Below are 14,740 nucleotides of genomic sequence, written 5' to 3' on the forward strand. Positions count from 1 at the left end.
CCTGCCTTTCCGTGATCCTGAAGACCCGTGTTCCTGAAAATGGAGGCCCGCCAATTCTGGTCTGTCCGCCGGAGGCCGCGCCTCAGCGGATGGGCAAGTCAGTATTTCACAATGGGGGGTTGTCAACAACTGGTGAGATTGTCCGATTGGGGCGGGTTCTTCTCTGGAATGCGCATCAGGGCTGCGGCTGGGCGTCCCAGCGCAGACGCGTCGGCCAGTTCCGCGTGTCGCGCAGCATGTCGACGAAGGCCCTGACCTTCAGCGGGCGGAAGCGGGTGGCCGGATACACGGCATGGATGCCGCCGGACGGCAGGCTCCAGTCCGGCAGAAGCGGAACCAGCCGGCCCGCCGCGATCTCCTCCGCCACCAGGAATTCGGGCAGGACGGCGAAGCCGCCGCCGGCCTGCACCGCGGCGAGCGCCGCCGGCGTGGCGTTGACGCTCATGATCGGCTGGACCCGCAAGGTCCGCTCCTCCGCGCCGCGCCGGAAGGTCCACAGGCCGGGGTCCTTGAGCGACAGGTTGGCGATGAACGGCCAGGACGAGAGGTCGTCGGGGACCGCGACCGGGCGCTGGTTCGCAACGCGACATCGGGGCCAAGGTCGCCAAGGGCGAAATGACGTGGGGCTGACGCGGCCGGCCGTCACGATGGCCGCCTCAGCCCCCGCCGCCTCAGCCCACGGCGTTGAAGTCGTCCAGCAGGGCGGCGATGCGCCCGCTGTCGCTCTGGTCCATGATGACGCGGGCGCGGCGGGTGGCCTCCTGGAGGTCGAGCTTGCGGATCCGCCGCTTCACCAGGGGGATGGCCGGCGGCACCATCGACAGGTCGCGCACGCCCAGCCCGAGCAGCAGCGCCGTGTAACGCGAATCGCCGGCGATCTCGCCGCAGACCGACACCGGGATGCGGGCGCGCAGCGCCGCCTCGATGGTGAACTGGATCAGGCGCAGCACCGCCGGGTGCAGCGGGTCGTAGAGCGAGGCGACCTGCTCGTCGCCGCGGTCGATGGCCAGCGTGTACTGCGTCAGGTCGTTGGTGCCGATCGAGAAGAAGTCGGCGGCGTAGGCCAGCGCGTCGGCGGACAGCGCCGCGCCCGGCACCTCCACCATCACGCCCACCGGCGGCAGCGGGTCGGCGATGGGAACGCCGCGGCGGCGCAGGCGGCGGGCCACCTGTCCCATCATCTCGCGCACGCGCTGCACCTCGGCGACCGAGCAGATCATCGGCAGCAGGATGCGCAGCGGCCCGTGGACGCCGGCCCGCAGCATGGCGGCGAGCTGCGTCTCCAGCAGCTTCGGTTCGCGCAGGCCCAGCCGGACGGCGCGCAGGCCGAGCGCCGGGTTCGCCGGCTCGCCGTAGCGGCCCGCCATCCAGCCGGCCAGCTTCTCCCCGCCGACATCCATGGTCCGGGCGGTGACGGTGCGCCCGCCCATGCCCTCCACGATGGAGCGCAGGACGGTGTACTGCTCGTCCTCGTCCGGCAACTGGTCGCGGTTCATGAACAGGAACTCGGTGCGCAGCAGACCGATGCCCTGCGCCCCGTTCTCCAGCGCGTGGTCGAGGTCGCGCGGCAGCTCCAGGTTGGCCTGGAGGGTCACCGCGGTGTTGTCACGGGTGACCGCCGGCAGCTTGCGCAGGCCCTTCAGCTGCTCGCGCTCGCGCTCGCGCTCGGCGCGGCGTTGCCGGTAGTCCTCCAGCACCTCGGGGCTGGGGTCGATGATGACGCGCCCCTGGACCCCGTCGACGATCACGGTGATCCCGTTCTTCAGACCGGACAGCAGTCCGCCGACGCCCAGCACCGCCGGAATGCCCAGCGAGCGCGCCATGATCGCCGTGTGCCCCTCGGCGCCGCCGAGCACGGTGGCGAAGCCGGCGACGCGGCGCGGGTCGAGCAGGGCGGTGTCGGCCGGGGTCAGCTCCTCGGCGAGGATCACCGCGCCGGGGTTGAGCATCGAGAAGGCCTGATACTCGTGCCGCATCAGGTTGCGGATCAGGCGCCGCCCCACCTCGCGCACGTCGGCGATGCGCCCGGCGAGGTAGCTGTCCTCCATGCTCGCGAAGGTCTGGGCGATGGTGGCGATCTCCGCCTGGACCGCGGCCTCGGCGTTGACCAGCTCCTGCTGGATGCGGCGCTCGACGCCGCGCGTCAGGCGGGAGTTGGTGACCATCGCCAGATGGGCGTCGAGAAGGAAGCCGATCTCCTCCGACGCGGAGCCGGGCAGCACCAGCGCCTTGGCCTTCAGCTTGCGGATCTGGCGGCGCGCCTTGCCGCAGGCGTCGGTGAAGCGCGCGGCCTCGGCCTCCACCTGATCGGCGGTGAGCGTGTATTCGGGAACGCGGACGGCGCCGCTCTCCACCACATGGGCCGGGCCGATGGCAATGCCGGGCGAAACGCCCAACCCGCGCAACGACCGCCCCTGGCCGGCGGCCGGAACGTCAGTCTTCATCGAACTTGCGGGTGATCAGATCCACGAGCGCCGCCATGGCCTCCTCGGCCTCGCGGCCATAGGCGTACAGCTCCACCGAGGTGCCGGGGCCGGCGGCCAGCATCATCAGGCCCATGATGGACTCGCCCGACACCTGCGTCTCGCCGCGCCGCACCTCGATCTCGCAATCGAAGGTGGCGACCAGCTTCACGAACTTCGCCGCCGCGCGGGCGTGCAGGCCGCGCTGGTTGCTGATCGTGACGGTCTGGCAGATTTCGGGATTCCTCTCCGGAGTCTGTCCGTCAACACCTGGGGCGCCTTGTGCGGGCGCCTTCTCGTCTGGAGAACTCATCGGGTCACCCGTCCGACAGCAGCGAGGAAGCGACGTTGATGTATTTCTGCCCGGCCTCCCGCGCGGCGGTCACGGCGTGGGTCAGCGTCTCCTGGCGGCGCACGCTGGCCAGCTTGATCAGCATCGGCAGGTTCACGCCGGCGATCACCTCGACCTTCGCCTTGTCCATGATGGAGATGGCGAGGTTGGACGGGGTCCCGCCGAACATGTCGGTCAGCACGACGACGCCGGACCCGTCGTCCACGTCGGCCACGGAGTTCAGAATGTCCTGACGGCGCTGCTCCATGTCGTCGTCTGGGCCGATGCACACGGCCCGCACCTGCTGCTGCTCACCCACCACATGCTCCAGCGCGGCGATGAACTCTTCCGCGAGGCGCCCGTGGGTTACCAGAACCATACCGATCATGGGACATCCTTCAATTCTGGAGCCTCCCCCGAAGCCACATTCTTATTGCGGCACTTATGAACGATCCCTTTCCGGACCGATCCAACCCACCCCTTGGGCCAACCACCCGGGCCAACCATCCGCTGTCAGCCGGCCCGCGGGGCCTGCCGTTCCAGCTCCCGGTGGCTGATCCCGACCTTCAGACCCAGCCCGTCCAGCCATGCGGCCAGCCGCTCGGCGACGAACACGGAGCGGTGCTTGCCGCCGGTGCAGCCGACCGCGATGGTCAGGTAGCTCTTGCCCTCCTGGTTGTAGCGCGGCAGAAGCGGCTGCAACAGGTCCGTCAGATGACGGAAGAACTCGGCGAAATCCGGGTCTCCCTCCACCCGCGCCGCCACGCGGGGGTCGAGGCCGGTCAGCGGACGCAGATCCGGATCATAGTGGGGATTCGTCAGAAAACGTACGTCGAACACGAGGTCCGCCTCGCGAGGCAACCCCATCCGGAACGAAAAGGAGGTGACGAAGACCTGGAGCGCCGCCTGGGTGCCGATCTGGAAGTTGCCCGACAGGATGCGGCGCAGGTCGTGGATCGACAATTGCGTGGTGTCGATGGTCACGTCGGCCTGCTGCTTCAGCGGCAGCAGCATGGCGCGTTCCAGCTGGATGCCGTCCGGCACCGGGCGGTCGATGGCCAGCGGGTGGCGGCGGCGCGTCTCGGTGAAGCGGCGCTGCAGCGTCTCGTCTCCGCAATCGAGGAAGACCAGCCGCACCTCCAACTCCGCGTGGGCCTTCAGCGCCTCCACCTCCTCCAGCATGGCGTGGGCGGAGAAGTCGCGGGTCCGGCTGTCGATGACCAGGGCCAGCGGGCGCTTGCGCGGGTCGGCCTGCTCCAGCAGCGCCGGGACCAGCGAGAGGCGCAGGTTGTCCACCGCCTCGTAGCCCAGATCCTCCAGCGCCTTCAGGGCGACGGACATGCCGGCCCCGGACATGCCGGTGACGAGAACGAGCTGTCCGCCCTGTCCTGCGGGCCGATCCGTCGGCGGGGTCTGCAAGGGACGAGACTCGGTCATGGCAGGTCCGGCACCTTTCCCAGCGAACCCGCCCGCGCCGCGCCGGCGGCCAGTTTCAGCTTGGCCGGTGCCGAGGCGTCGAAGGGGCAGAGGGCGAGGCGTGGCACCGACCGGTCGAGAAGATCCGCGGTTTCCTCCTCGGGCAGGCGCTCCACGGCGTCGCGCGGCACCAGGTCGACGACCAGACCGATCTCCGCCTCCGTGGCGGCGGGCATCGGCATGATGCCGACCCCCCGAACCTCCAGCAGTCCGGCCAGCGCCGCCGGCGCCGTCGCCATCACCCTGCCATCGTCCACACGCAGCTCCACCCGGTCGTCGGCCACCAACAGCGCCCCCGCGTCGATCATCCGCAGGGCCAGATCGGACTTGCCACTGCCCGACGGTCCCCGCAGCAGCACGCCGACGGGCGTTTCGCCCCGGTTGCCGCCGTTACCCAGGCCGCCATTCCATGTGCCGACCAGGACGCAGGTGCCATGAATCGTTGCCATGATCCCGCGAAGGTGAGGTGTGCCGCCGCTTCTGTCAATGGGATGCCGAAAATGCATCCTTTTCCCGCCCGATACGCCTCCAATGCGCCGTCGGGACCGCCTTGGCCCGGCACCGGTGGCCCGGCCGCCTTCAGCCCAGCCGCCCTCAGCCCGGCCGGTCGCAGCCGGCGGTCAGGGTCAGGCACGGGTTGGGTCGGGCGGTGCGGCGGATGTCCAGAAGTTCGCTGGCCAGCGCGTCGCGCCGCCGGATCATCTCGTCCAGATCGTCCAGTTCCGCGGCCTCCTGGCAGGCGGTGCGGAAATCCTTCTCGCGGGCCAGCCGGGTCAGAAGATGGGTGTAGCTGTCGGCGATGGTCGCCAGATGCCGCTGCGCGCCCTGGAGCGCCTGCGCCAGCTGCGTCCGCTCGTCGGCCGACGCCCGCATCATCCGGGCCAGTTCGCCCTGCTGGACACTGGCGTCCTTGATCAGGCGGGCCAGCCGGTAACGGCGGAAATCGATCACCTTGGCCGAAGCCGCGGCGGGCCCGTCGATCTGGCGCGGTGCGATCGGCTTGAGGTCGGATTTGGCGTCTGACTTGGCGTCTGACATGGCCCCTCTTCCGGTTGGTGACGTCCGGGTGTCGAAAGGCCAGCCGTCGCGGGCGCGGGAATGACCGAAGTTGAGCATCCGCCGCACCCACGACTTTGTCCATACGTCTTTTCTCAAATTGCAACTATGCCGCATCCACCATGTGGAAATCCGTTTTGGGAAACCGTCAGGGGCGGGGCAGGCGCACGGTGAAGACCGCGCCGACCGTCTCCCCGCCGGCCCCGAGACGGTTGCCCGCCCGGATGGTGCCGCCGTGGGCCTCCACGATCTGCTTGGAGATCGACAGGCCGAGTCCCGAATGCGTGCCGAACTTCTCGCCGGCCGGCCGTTCGGTGTAGAAGCGCTCGAAGATCGCCTCCTCCTTGCCCTCCGGAATGCCGGGGCCGTCGTCGCTGACCGTCACCTCGACCGCGCCGTCCGGGGTGCGCCGGGCCGTCAGCCGGACCTGCCCGCCGGGCGGCGAGAAGGACAGGGCGTTGGCGATCAGGTTCTGGAAGACCTGGGTCAGCCGCCCCTCCAACCCCTTCACGGTCAGGGACCCGCCGCGCGGCGGCTCGATGACGACCTGCGGCGCAGCCTCCGCCCCGTCGCCGTCCTCCTCGTCATCCTCGGCGGTGGTGCGGTGGATGTCGGCCAGCGTGCGGAGCATCGCGCCGATGTCCACCGGCTCCAGCGCGGCGCGGGACAGCTCGGCGTCCAGGCGCGAGGCGTTGGAAATGTCGCTGATCAGCCGGTCCAGCCGCTGCACGTCGTCGGCGATGATCGCCATCAGCTTGTCGCGGCGGGCCGGGTCCTGGATGCGGCTGACCGTCTCCACCGCGCTGCGCAGCGAGGTCAGCGGATTCTTGATCTCGTGGGCGACGTCGGCGGCGAAGCGCTCGATGGCGTCCATGCGCGCCCACAGCGCCGCGGTCATGTCGCGCAGCACGCCGGACAGCTCCCCGATCTCGTCGCCGCGGCGGGTGAAGTCGGGAATCTCGGTGTGGCGCCCGTGGCCGGTGCGCAGCCGGTCGGCGGCCTGGGCCAGCTTGCGGATGGGCCGGGCGATGGTGCCGGCCAGATAGAGCGACATCAGGACCGTGACCAGAAGCGCCACCGCGAAGACGCGCAGGATGTCGGTGCGGACGGACCGGATGGCCTCGTCGATCACCGTGCCGCTGCGCGACAGCAGCACCGCCCCCAGCACCTCCTTGTAGCGCTGGACCGGGACGGCGACCGTCAGCAGCAGGTTGGAGCGGGCGACGGGGGAGGCCAGCCGCCACACCGTCGCGCTGTTCTCGCCGGCCAGCGCCCGCTCCACGTTGGGCGGCGGGGCGGCCGATTCGGCGGCGTGGCCCGGCGGCTCGCGGTAGAGCGGCAGGTTCTCCCGGCTCGGCACCACGTCGATGAAGCGGGCGTAGAACTCGTTGACCGCGCGCGACGCCGGGTCGCCGGAAGGCGGCAGCGGCAGCTCCTGGATCTCGATCTTGCCGGGCGAGCCGGTCAGCACGCGGCTGTCCGAGAGCAGCCGCCCGTCCGGGCCGTAGAGCCGGGTGTGCGTCTCCGTCGCCAGCGCCAGCCGGCGGATCATCTGCCGCCCCAGCTCCGGCGACAGCTCGTAGCTTTCCTGGCCCAGCTCCGGCTCGTCGGCGGCCCGCTGCACGGCGCCCTCGCCGAGCGCGGAGGCGAAGATGCGGGCCTCCGTCTCCAGCGCGTCCAGCTCGGCCTGGACCAGCCGGTCCTGGTAGCGGCCGAGATAGAGCAGGGCGCCGACCAGCAGCAGCAGCGCCAGCACGTTGACGGCCAGGATGCGCAGGGTCAGCGGCGAGGGCACGCCGCGCACCCGGCGCCGCGCCGTGGCGCGTGCCGCTGTTCCGGGCATGGAGGGCGGAGAGGCGGCGTGGTCCGGCTCGCGGACCTCACTCCCTGTATCGGTAACCGACGCCATAGAGCGTTTCGATCTGCGCAAAGTCGGAATCAATGGCCTTGAACTTCTTGCGGAGCCGCTTGATGTGGCTGTCGATGGTGCGGTCGTCGACATAGACGTTCTCGCCATAGGCGGCGTCCATGAGCTGGTCGCGGCTCTTCACATGGCCGGGGCGCTGGGCCAGCGCCTTCACCAGAAGGAACTCCGTCACCGTCAGGTCGATGGGCTGGCCCTTCCAGGTGCAGGAATGGCGGGCGCCGTCCATGACCAGCGGGCCGCGGGTCAGCAGCGCGCCCGGTTCCGGCGCGGTCTTGTCGCGGGTCGCCGCCTCGCGCCGCAGCAGGGTGCGGATGCGCTCGACCAGCAGGCGCTGCGAGAAGGGCTTCTTGATGTAGTCGTCCGCGCCCATGCGCAGACCCATCAGCTCGTCCACCTCGTCGTCCTTGCTGGTCAGGAAGATGACCGGCAGGTGGCTGGTCTGGCGCAGGCGCTGGAGAAGCTCCATCCCGTCCATGCGCGGCATCTTGATGTCCAGCACGGCGAGGTCCGGCGGGCGCTGGGTCAGGCCGCGCAGCGCTTCGGCGCCGTCGGTGTAGGTGCGCACCTCGAACCCCTCCGCTTCCAGCGCCATGGCAACGGAGGTCAGGATGTTCCGGTCGTCGTCCACCAACGCTACGGTGTGAGACATGTCGTTCGCGTTCCCAATCGCACGCCCCGTTTTCGGCAACCGCCGGTGTCGGCGGCCGGCGTCCGCGGCCAATTCCAGCGGATGACCGGCCCGTCACGGTCGCTTACTACGGAAGAATGGTTTCGTCTTATTTCGAAATGCGGGCTTTCCTTATGCTCCACGATGCCCATGAGGCGGCGCAAAGGCATGAAAAGCCAACTTTTCGCTTTTCCCAAGCTATTTGTCTGGGCCAATATGGCACCAATGCGGCGCCGGGGAAACGGTGCTGCGCGGGAGAACGCATTCGTTTCAGGGCATGAGTTCCGACGAGTCCCCCATCCGTCCGACCCCATCGGGGCCGGGCGCCGCGGCGTCATCGGACGTTGGCGGCCGAACGGGAGGCGCCGCAAGGCGCCTGATGCGTGGTGCCGGGTTGGCGGCGCTGTCCACCGCCCTGCGCGGGGACGACGGCCAGCTCGGCGACCAGCAGGATGGCCGGGGTGGCTGGCCCTATCCCTCGCTGGTCCAGGTGGCCTTCGACCTCGACGGCACGCCTCTTCTCCTGCTCTCCACCCTTGCCGACCACACGAAGAACATCGCGCGGGATCCGCGCGTCGGCCTGCTGTTCGACGGAACGGCGGGGCTGGCGGAGCCGCTGTCCGGGCCGCGGCTGTCCGTTCTCGGGCGGGCCGCGCGTTCGGAGGAGCCGCGTCACCGCGCCCGTTTCCTGGCGCGCCATCCCGGTGCCGCGCTCTACGCCGGTTTCACCGACTTCAGCGTCTACGCCGTGTCGGTCGAGCGCGCCCATCTGGTGGCCGGCTTCGGCCGGGTGCGCTGGCTCGACCGCGCCGAGTTGATGCTGCCCGGCGTCCCCGCCGCGCTGGCCGAGGCCGAGAGCGCCATCCTGAGCCATATGAACGCCGATCACGCCGACGCCTTGCGGCTTTACGCCACGGTTCTGGCCGGGCGCGACGCCGGAGGCGTCGGGAAGGACCGCGCCGATGGCACCGGGCCCTGGGTGATGACCGGGATCGACCCCGACGGCTGCGACCTGCGGCGCAGCGGCGAAATGGCGCGGGTTGATTTCGATCACAGCGTGGAAAACCCCGAAGACGCTAGGGTCGTTCTCGCCGGGCTCGCCCGGCAGGCCCGCCAGAGTGCGCCCGGCAGCGCACCCGGCGCGGCCGATGACCCGGTGGATTCGGACGATCGTGACGGCTAACCACGACGCCGCGGCAAGCGGCGCGCAATAAAGCGCAACCAGGAGAAAACGTCAGTGGACCATAACGGACCAACCCGTTGCCGTTTTGGGTTTGTGGCCCTGGGGCCACCCCTCTCTTGCCAATCAGGACATCGGGCGCGCCCGGGGGGCGCGTCGGGATGACCGCCGTCCGGCCTTCGGGCCGGGCTGCGGTGGTTTGAGCCGGCGGAACGACACCGCCACCGAACGAGGACGGCTTCGATAAGGGCCGAAAAGGCCAGCCGTCCGGACCTCCGGGCGCCAGTCCCCGACTTCCAAGGGGTCGGCGAACCCGGAGACGAGTTGAGAGGCAAAGGATGACCGGAACGACGCGCACGCGGAACAAGAAGCTCCTGGCTTGGGTCGAGGAGATCGCGAACAAATGCAAGCCCGAGCGGGTGCACTGGTGTGACGGATCGCAGGAGGAATACGACCGCCTGTGCGCCGAGATGGTGGAATCGGGCACCTTCATCAAGCTGAACGAGGCCAAGCGCCCGAACTCCTACCTTTGCCGTTCCGATCCGGGCGACGTCGCCCGCGTCGAGGACCGGACCTTCATCTGCTCCGAGCGCAAGGAGGATGCCGGCCCGACCAACAACTGGGTCGCCCCGGCGGAGATGAAGGCGAAGCTGGACGGCCTGTTCGAGGGCTGCATGCGGGGCCGCACCATGTATGTGGTGCCCTTCAGCATGGGGCCGCTGGGCTCCGACATCGCGCACATCGGCGTGCAGATCTCCGACAGCCCCTATGTCGCGGTGAACATGCGCATGATGACCCGCATGGGTCAGAAGGTGCTGGACATCCTGGGCGACGGCGACTTCGTGCCCTGCCTGCACTCCATCGGCGCTCCGCTGGAGCCCGGCCAGCAGGACGTGGCGTGGCCGTGCAACGCCGATCACAAGTACATCGTCCATTTCCCGGCCGATCACTCGATCGTCTCCTTCGGCTCGGGCTACGGCGGCAACGCCCTGCTCGGCAAGAAGTGCTTCGCGCTGCGCATCGCCTCCTCGATGGGCCGCGAGCAGGGCTGGCTGGCCGAGCACATGCTGATCCTCGGCGTGGAAAGCCCGGAGGGCGAGAAGACCTACGTCGCCGCCGCCTTCCCGTCGGCCTGCGGCAAGACCAACTTCGCCATGCTGGTCCCCCCGGCCGAGTTCGAGGGCTGGAAGGTCCGCACCATCGGTGACGACATCGCCTGGGTGAAGCCGCAGCCGGACGGCACGCTGCGCGCCATCAACCCGGAGGCCGGCTTCTTCGGCGTGGCGCCGGGCACCAGCATCAGGTCGAACCCGAACGCGCTGAAGACGCTGAACGCCAACGTCATCTTCACCAACGTCGCGCTGACCGACGACGGCGACGTGTGGTGGGAGGGCCTGACCGACGAGGCGCCGGCCCACCTGATCGACTGGCAGGGCAACGACTGGACCCCGGCGTCGGGCCGTCCCGCCGCGCACCCGAACTCGCGCTTCACCGCTCCGGCGGCGCAGTGCCCGTCGATCGATCCGGCCTGGGAAGACCCGGCGGGCGTTCCGATCTCCGCCTTCATCTTCGGCGGCCGCCTGTCCAAGACCTTCCCGCTGGTGTTCGAGGCGTACAACTGGCGCGAGGGCGTGTACTGGGCGGCGACCATGGGCTCGGAGGCGACCGCCGCCGCCGTGGGCCAGGCCGCCATCCGCCGCGACCCCTTCGCCATGCTGCCCTTCTGCGGCTACAACATGGCCGACTACTGGAACCATTGGCTGGCGATGGAAGGCAAGGTGGAGAACCTGCCGCGCATCTACCGCGTGAACTGGTTCCGCAAGGACGAGAACGGCAAGTTCGTCTGGCCGGGCTTCGGCGACAACATGCGCGTCCTGCGCTGGATCGTCGACCGCGTGCGCGGCCGTGCGGTGGATGCGGCGGAGAGCCCGTTCGGCTACATGCCGCGCTACCAGGACCTGAACTGGGCCGGCCTGGACTTCGCCGAGGACAAATTCCGGAAGATCATGGACATCGACCGGAAGGAAGCCGAGGCCGAGGCCAAGGACCAGGAGGAGCTGTTCAACCGCTTCGGCAGCCACCTGCCGGACGAGATCGAGCAGCAGCGCGTGGCGCTCCTCAAGCGTCTGGAGGAGGCTCCGGACACCTGGCGGATCGGCTGATCGGTCCATCGCCGGATCGTGCGAACGCGTGAAGAGGGGCCGCCCGCGGGCGGCCCCTTTTCTTGTGCGCGGGGGGGCGCGGGCGCGCCCCCTTTTCTTTTGCGTGGGGGGGCCGCGGCGGGCCGCTTTTCGGGTACTCCTTTCGTGACAGGGCTCTTTGTCACGGCTAGGATCGCGTCCGACGCCGGGTGATTTACAAAAACTCAAGGGATTGCTGCGTCACTGGGCCGGCAGAACGCAAGCACGCCCGCCTGACCGGCTTTCCGCGACGCGGACCGGCCAAGGCACGGAAAATGACGCTGGAGGACGGAAGACATGTTCGTGATGATCGGCTTCGGCGTCGTGGTGTTCAGCGTCTTCGGGGGCTACGTCCTGGGCGGCGGCCACCTGGGCGTGCTGTGGATGCCCTTCGAGTTCATGATCATCCTGGGTTCCGCCGCCGGCGCGTTCCTGATCGGCAATCCAAAATCGGTGGTCACCCACACCGGCAAGGAACTCGGCCACCTCTTCAAAGGGCCAAAATACAAAAAGGATGATTTCCTCGAACTTCTCACCATGATGTATCAGGTCTTCAAGATCGCGAAGACCAAGGGGCTTCTTGCCCTCGAACAGCACATCGAGAAACCCGAGGATTCACCACTCTTCCAGCAATTCCCAAAATTCTACGGCGATCACCACGCCATATCCTTCCTCTGCACCTATCTGCGTCTGATGTCGCTGGGGGCCGACAACCCGCACGAGCTGGTCGACCTGATGGACGAGGACATCGAGACCATGCACCACGAGCACCAGCGGATCGCCGACGCTATCCAGGCCGTCGCCGACGCCGTTCCGGCGCTGGGCATCGTGGCGGCGGTGCTGGGCGTGATCCACACCATGGGATCGATCACCGAGCCGCCGGAGGTCCTGGGCAAGCTGATCGGCGGCGCGCTGGTCGGCACCTTCACCGGCATTCTCGTCGCCTACGGCTTCCTGGCGCCGATCGCCAGCGGCCTGAAGAACATCTACCACGCCGAAGGCAAATACTATCAGGCGATGAAGATCGGCCTGATCGCGCATCTGTCCGGCTACGCGCCGGCCATCTCGGTGGAATATTCGCGAAACGTGCTGGAACCGGAATACCGGCCGAGCTTCGCGCAGGTGGAAGAGGCCACCTCGGCCCTGCCGCCCGCCTGACGCCGGACCTGCCCATGCCGTCTCCAAGCACCTCCGAAGGCGCCGTCACCATCCTGTGGAACGAGGGGACGGTGGGGGAGTGGGCCTCGCTCTTCGCCCGCGTTCCCCGCTCCACCCTGCCGCAGTGCTTCGCTTATGCCGGCGCCATGGGGCGCACCCACGGCTTCGTGCCGCGCCTCGGCCTGATCCGGCGGGACGGAGCGCCCATCGGGATGGTGCAACTTCTGGAGCGGCGCACGCTCCGCCTGTTCCACCAGCGCCAGATCCACCGCGGCCCGCTGTGGCTCGACGGGATCGAGCCGGACCTGGCGACCCAGGAGGCGGTCTTCCGCCTGCTGCGCCGGGCCTGCCCCGACAACCCGCTGAACCGGGCCAGCCTGCTTCCCGAACTGGCCGCCGGACCGGAGGCCGAGGCGATGCTGCGCCGCTGCGGCTTCCGCCGCTTCGGTCCCGGCTACCGCACGGTCTGGCTCGACCTGTCGCGTGGCGAGGAGGAGTTGCGCGCGGCGATGGCCCGCGACTGGCGCCAGCGGCTGAAGGGGGCGGAGAAGGCCGGTCTGGTCGTTGATCTCGATTGGGATGCCAAGAACCTGCCCTGGCTGATGAAGCAGGAGCATGAGCAGGCCCTGACCAAGCAATTCCGCCCGATGACCGGCGCGCTGGCCGTGCGCATCCGCAACGCGCTGCTGAAAGGCGGGGGGAAGGGCGACGGGGTGCTGATGGTCGCCGCCCTGGAGGACCGATCCAGCAACGCGAAGCCGGCGGCGAGCGCGCTCTTCTACATTCATGGTGGGGCGGCCACCTACCAGATCGGCTGGTCCAGCGAGTCGGGGCGCAAGAGCGGTGCGATGCGGCTGGTGCTGTGGCGGGCGGCCCTGGCGCTGAAGGCGCGCGGCGTGGGCTGGCTCGACCTCGGCGGCATCAACCCGGACAGCGCGCCGGGCGTCACGGAATTCAAGCTGGGAACCGGCGGCCAGGCGGTGGAGAGCGCCGGCCTGTTTCGTTAGTGAAGGGACCGTTGAAAGACGGCGCTGACTGTCTCATCCTGGTTGCGAGCGGAAGGAGCACGCCATGGCCAACGACGACATGAAACCGGAAGAGGCGCAACTGGCCATCGCCAAGGCGGCCCAGATGAAGCCGCAGGTTCAGGCGATGCGCGACCGTCTCCGCAAGATGGCCGATGACGAGGAGAAGGGTGTCCAGATCCTCGCCAGCGCCATCCGCCGCTTTCTTCACCAGGAGTAGGAGGCGCCACCTCAGCAGGTGGTCGCCTTGGTGCAGCCCTTGTCCTCGTGCGAGCCCGGGGTGCGGGCGAGCTGGAGACCGCTGCGCGCCTGCTCGAAGGTCTTTTCCAGCGACCGCACCGTCTGTTCGAAGGCCTGCAGCTCACGGCCCTCCAGCTTGTCGCCGGTGGGCAGGTCGATGCTCTTCGGGTTGATCTGCTGGCCGCCCTTCAGCACCTCGTAATGCAGGTGCGGGCCGGTGGACCGGCCGGTGGTCCCGACATAGCCGATGACGTCGCCCTGGTCGACGCGGGCGCCGCGGCGCGTGCCTTTGGCGATCCGGCTCAAATGGGCGTAGGCCGTGGCGATCTGGGTGTTGTGGCGGATGCGGATGTAGTTGCCGTAGGCACCGTTCGGCCCGACCTCCTCGACCACGCCGCCGCCCGCCGCATAGATCGGCGTGCCGGTCGGCGCGCCGAAATCCATGCCCTTGTGCATTTTGCTGAAGCCCAGGATCGGGTGGTGGCGCATGCCGAAGCCCGAGGTGATCCGCGCACCGTCGATCGGCGTGCGCAGCAACGCGCGGCGGATGCTCTCGCCGTCGCGGTTGTAATAGTCGATGCGGCCGTCCCGGCTCTTGTGCCGGTAGATCGGGTATTCCTTGCCGCTCAGCACCAGCGCGGCGTAGAGCACGTCGCCTTCGCCGGCGTTCTTGCCGTCGGCGGTGACCAGCCGCTCATACAGGACCTCGAAGCGGTCGCCCGGCTGGAGGTCGCGCTGGAAGTCCACGTCGTAGGAATAGTCGCGGATCAGCGCCATCATCACCGAGACCGGCACGCCGGCGGCGCTGCCCGCCTCGAACAGGCTCGACCGGATCACCGTCTGCGCGGCGACCGGCTGGCGGGTGACGGCCTTTTCCGATTCGCTCGACGTGAATCCGGCGTCGCCCTTGCGGGACACGGAGACGGAGCGCACCACGTCCGGAAGGAATTCCAGCCCGACGAATTGCTTGGTGCCGCCGCGGCGCGGCTCGAACAGGACGGTGACCTGCTGGCCCACCTGGAGCTTGCGCGGATCGTA

15 protein-coding genes (1 of these 15 only partly in view) are annotated in these 14,740 nt (G+C 69.0%); 5 read left to right on the forward strand and 10 right to left on the reverse strand.

Going from position 1 to position 14,740, the window contains the following annotated elements; all coding sequences use genetic code 11:
* Positions 1-175: 175 nt before the first annotated feature.
* The 9 genes from TSH58p_RS26420 to TSH58p_RS26460 all read right to left on the reverse strand — a co-directional run bounded on the left by TSH58p_RS26420 (position 176) and on the right by TSH58p_RS26460 (position 7,901).
* A complete protein-coding gene (locus TSH58p_RS26420; RefSeq protein ID WP_199230193.1) occupies positions 176-646 on the reverse strand; it encodes a LysR substrate-binding domain-containing protein in 471 nt (156 codons plus the stop codon).
* Positions 647-671: 25 nt separating this feature from the next.
* A complete protein-coding gene (gene ptsP, locus TSH58p_RS26425; protein WP_109071464.1) occupies positions 672-2,444 on the reverse strand; it encodes a phosphoenolpyruvate--protein phosphotransferase in 1,773 nt (590 codons plus the stop codon).
* The gene (locus tag TSH58p_RS26430; RefSeq protein ID WP_109071465.1) at positions 2,434-2,775 is read right to left on the reverse strand and encodes an HPr family phosphocarrier protein; all 342 of its coding nucleotides are present in this window, start codon (positions 2,773-2,775) and stop codon (positions 2,434-2,436) included. The genes ptsP and TSH58p_RS26430 overlap by 11 nt, the downstream gene beginning before the upstream one ends.
* Before the next feature lie 4 nt (positions 2,776-2,779).
* On the reverse strand, positions 2,780-3,181 hold the full coding sequence (locus tag TSH58p_RS26435) for a PTS sugar transporter subunit IIA (RefSeq protein WP_014199776.1): 402 nt from the start codon (positions 3,179-3,181) through the stop codon (positions 2,780-2,782).
* Between the two features lie 125 nt (positions 3,182-3,306).
* The gene (rapZ, locus tag TSH58p_RS26440) at positions 3,307-4,230 is read right to left on the reverse strand and encodes an RNase adapter RapZ (protein WP_109071466.1); all 924 of its coding nucleotides are present in this window, start codon (positions 4,228-4,230) and stop codon (positions 3,307-3,309) included.
* The gene (locus TSH58p_RS26445) at positions 4,227-4,718 is read right to left on the reverse strand and encodes an HPr kinase/phosphorylase (RefSeq protein ID WP_109071467.1); all 492 of its coding nucleotides are present in this window, start codon (positions 4,716-4,718) and stop codon (positions 4,227-4,229) included. The genes rapZ and TSH58p_RS26445 overlap by 4 nt, the downstream gene beginning before the upstream one ends.
* A gap of 145 nt (positions 4,719-4,863) precedes the next feature.
* A complete protein-coding gene (locus TSH58p_RS26450) occupies positions 4,864-5,307 on the reverse strand; it encodes a hypothetical protein (RefSeq protein WP_109071468.1) in 444 nt (147 codons plus the stop codon).
* A 166-nt stretch (positions 5,308-5,473) separates the two neighbouring features.
* Positions 5,474-7,234: a stimulus-sensing domain-containing protein gene (locus tag TSH58p_RS26455; protein ID WP_109071469.1), complete on the reverse strand. Its 1,761-nt coding sequence runs from the start codon at positions 7,232-7,234 to the stop codon at positions 5,474-5,476.
* Complete coding sequence (locus tag TSH58p_RS26460; RefSeq protein ID WP_109071470.1) at positions 7,206-7,901, reverse strand: response regulator transcription factor; 696 nt, start codon at positions 7,899-7,901, stop codon at positions 7,206-7,208. Before TSH58p_RS26460 ends, TSH58p_RS26455 begins: the two co-directional genes overlap by 29 nt.
* Positions 7,902-8,298: 397 nt before the next feature.
* On the opposite strand from TSH58p_RS26460, the gene TSH58p_RS26470 reads away from it, so the two are divergent.
* The 5 genes from TSH58p_RS26470 (at position 8,299) to TSH58p_RS33705 (ending at position 13,682) form a co-directional block, all read left to right on the forward strand.
* The gene (locus TSH58p_RS26470; RefSeq protein ID WP_109071471.1) at positions 8,299-9,102 is read left to right on the forward strand and encodes a HugZ family protein; all 804 of its coding nucleotides are present in this window, start codon (positions 8,299-8,301) and stop codon (positions 9,100-9,102) included.
* 335 nt (positions 9,103-9,437) lie between these two features.
* Positions 9,438-11,261, forward strand: a complete 1,824-nt coding sequence (locus tag TSH58p_RS26475; protein WP_109071472.1) for a phosphoenolpyruvate carboxykinase (GTP) — start codon at positions 9,438-9,440, stop codon at positions 11,259-11,261.
* Between the two features lie 315 nt (positions 11,262-11,576).
* Entirely contained in the window at positions 11,577-12,437 is an 861-nt protein-coding gene (gene motA, locus TSH58p_RS26480) for a flagellar motor stator protein MotA (RefSeq protein WP_109071473.1), read from the forward strand.
* Positions 12,438-12,451: 14 nt separating this feature from the next.
* A complete protein-coding gene (locus tag TSH58p_RS26485) occupies positions 12,452-13,444 on the forward strand; it encodes a GNAT family N-acetyltransferase (RefSeq protein ID WP_109071474.1) in 993 nt (330 codons plus the stop codon).
* A gap of 64 nt (positions 13,445-13,508) precedes the next feature.
* Complete coding sequence (locus TSH58p_RS33705) at positions 13,509-13,682, forward strand: hypothetical protein (RefSeq protein WP_199230194.1); 174 nt, start codon at positions 13,509-13,511, stop codon at positions 13,680-13,682.
* Between the two features lie 11 nt (positions 13,683-13,693).
* On the opposite strand, the gene TSH58p_RS26490 is transcribed toward TSH58p_RS33705, so the two are convergent.
* Positions 13,694-14,740, reverse strand: the 3' portion of a protein-coding gene (locus TSH58p_RS26490; RefSeq protein WP_247874190.1) for a peptidoglycan DD-metalloendopeptidase family protein. It continues 303 nt past the right edge of the window; 1,047 of the gene's 1,350 nt are visible here — the last part of the coding sequence; its start codon lies off the right edge, out of view; it ends in the stop codon at positions 13,694-13,696.

It is taken from the genome of Azospirillum sp. TSH58, assembly GCF_003119115.1.
Taxonomy (GTDB): domain Bacteria; phylum Pseudomonadota; class Alphaproteobacteria; order Azospirillales; family Azospirillaceae; genus Azospirillum.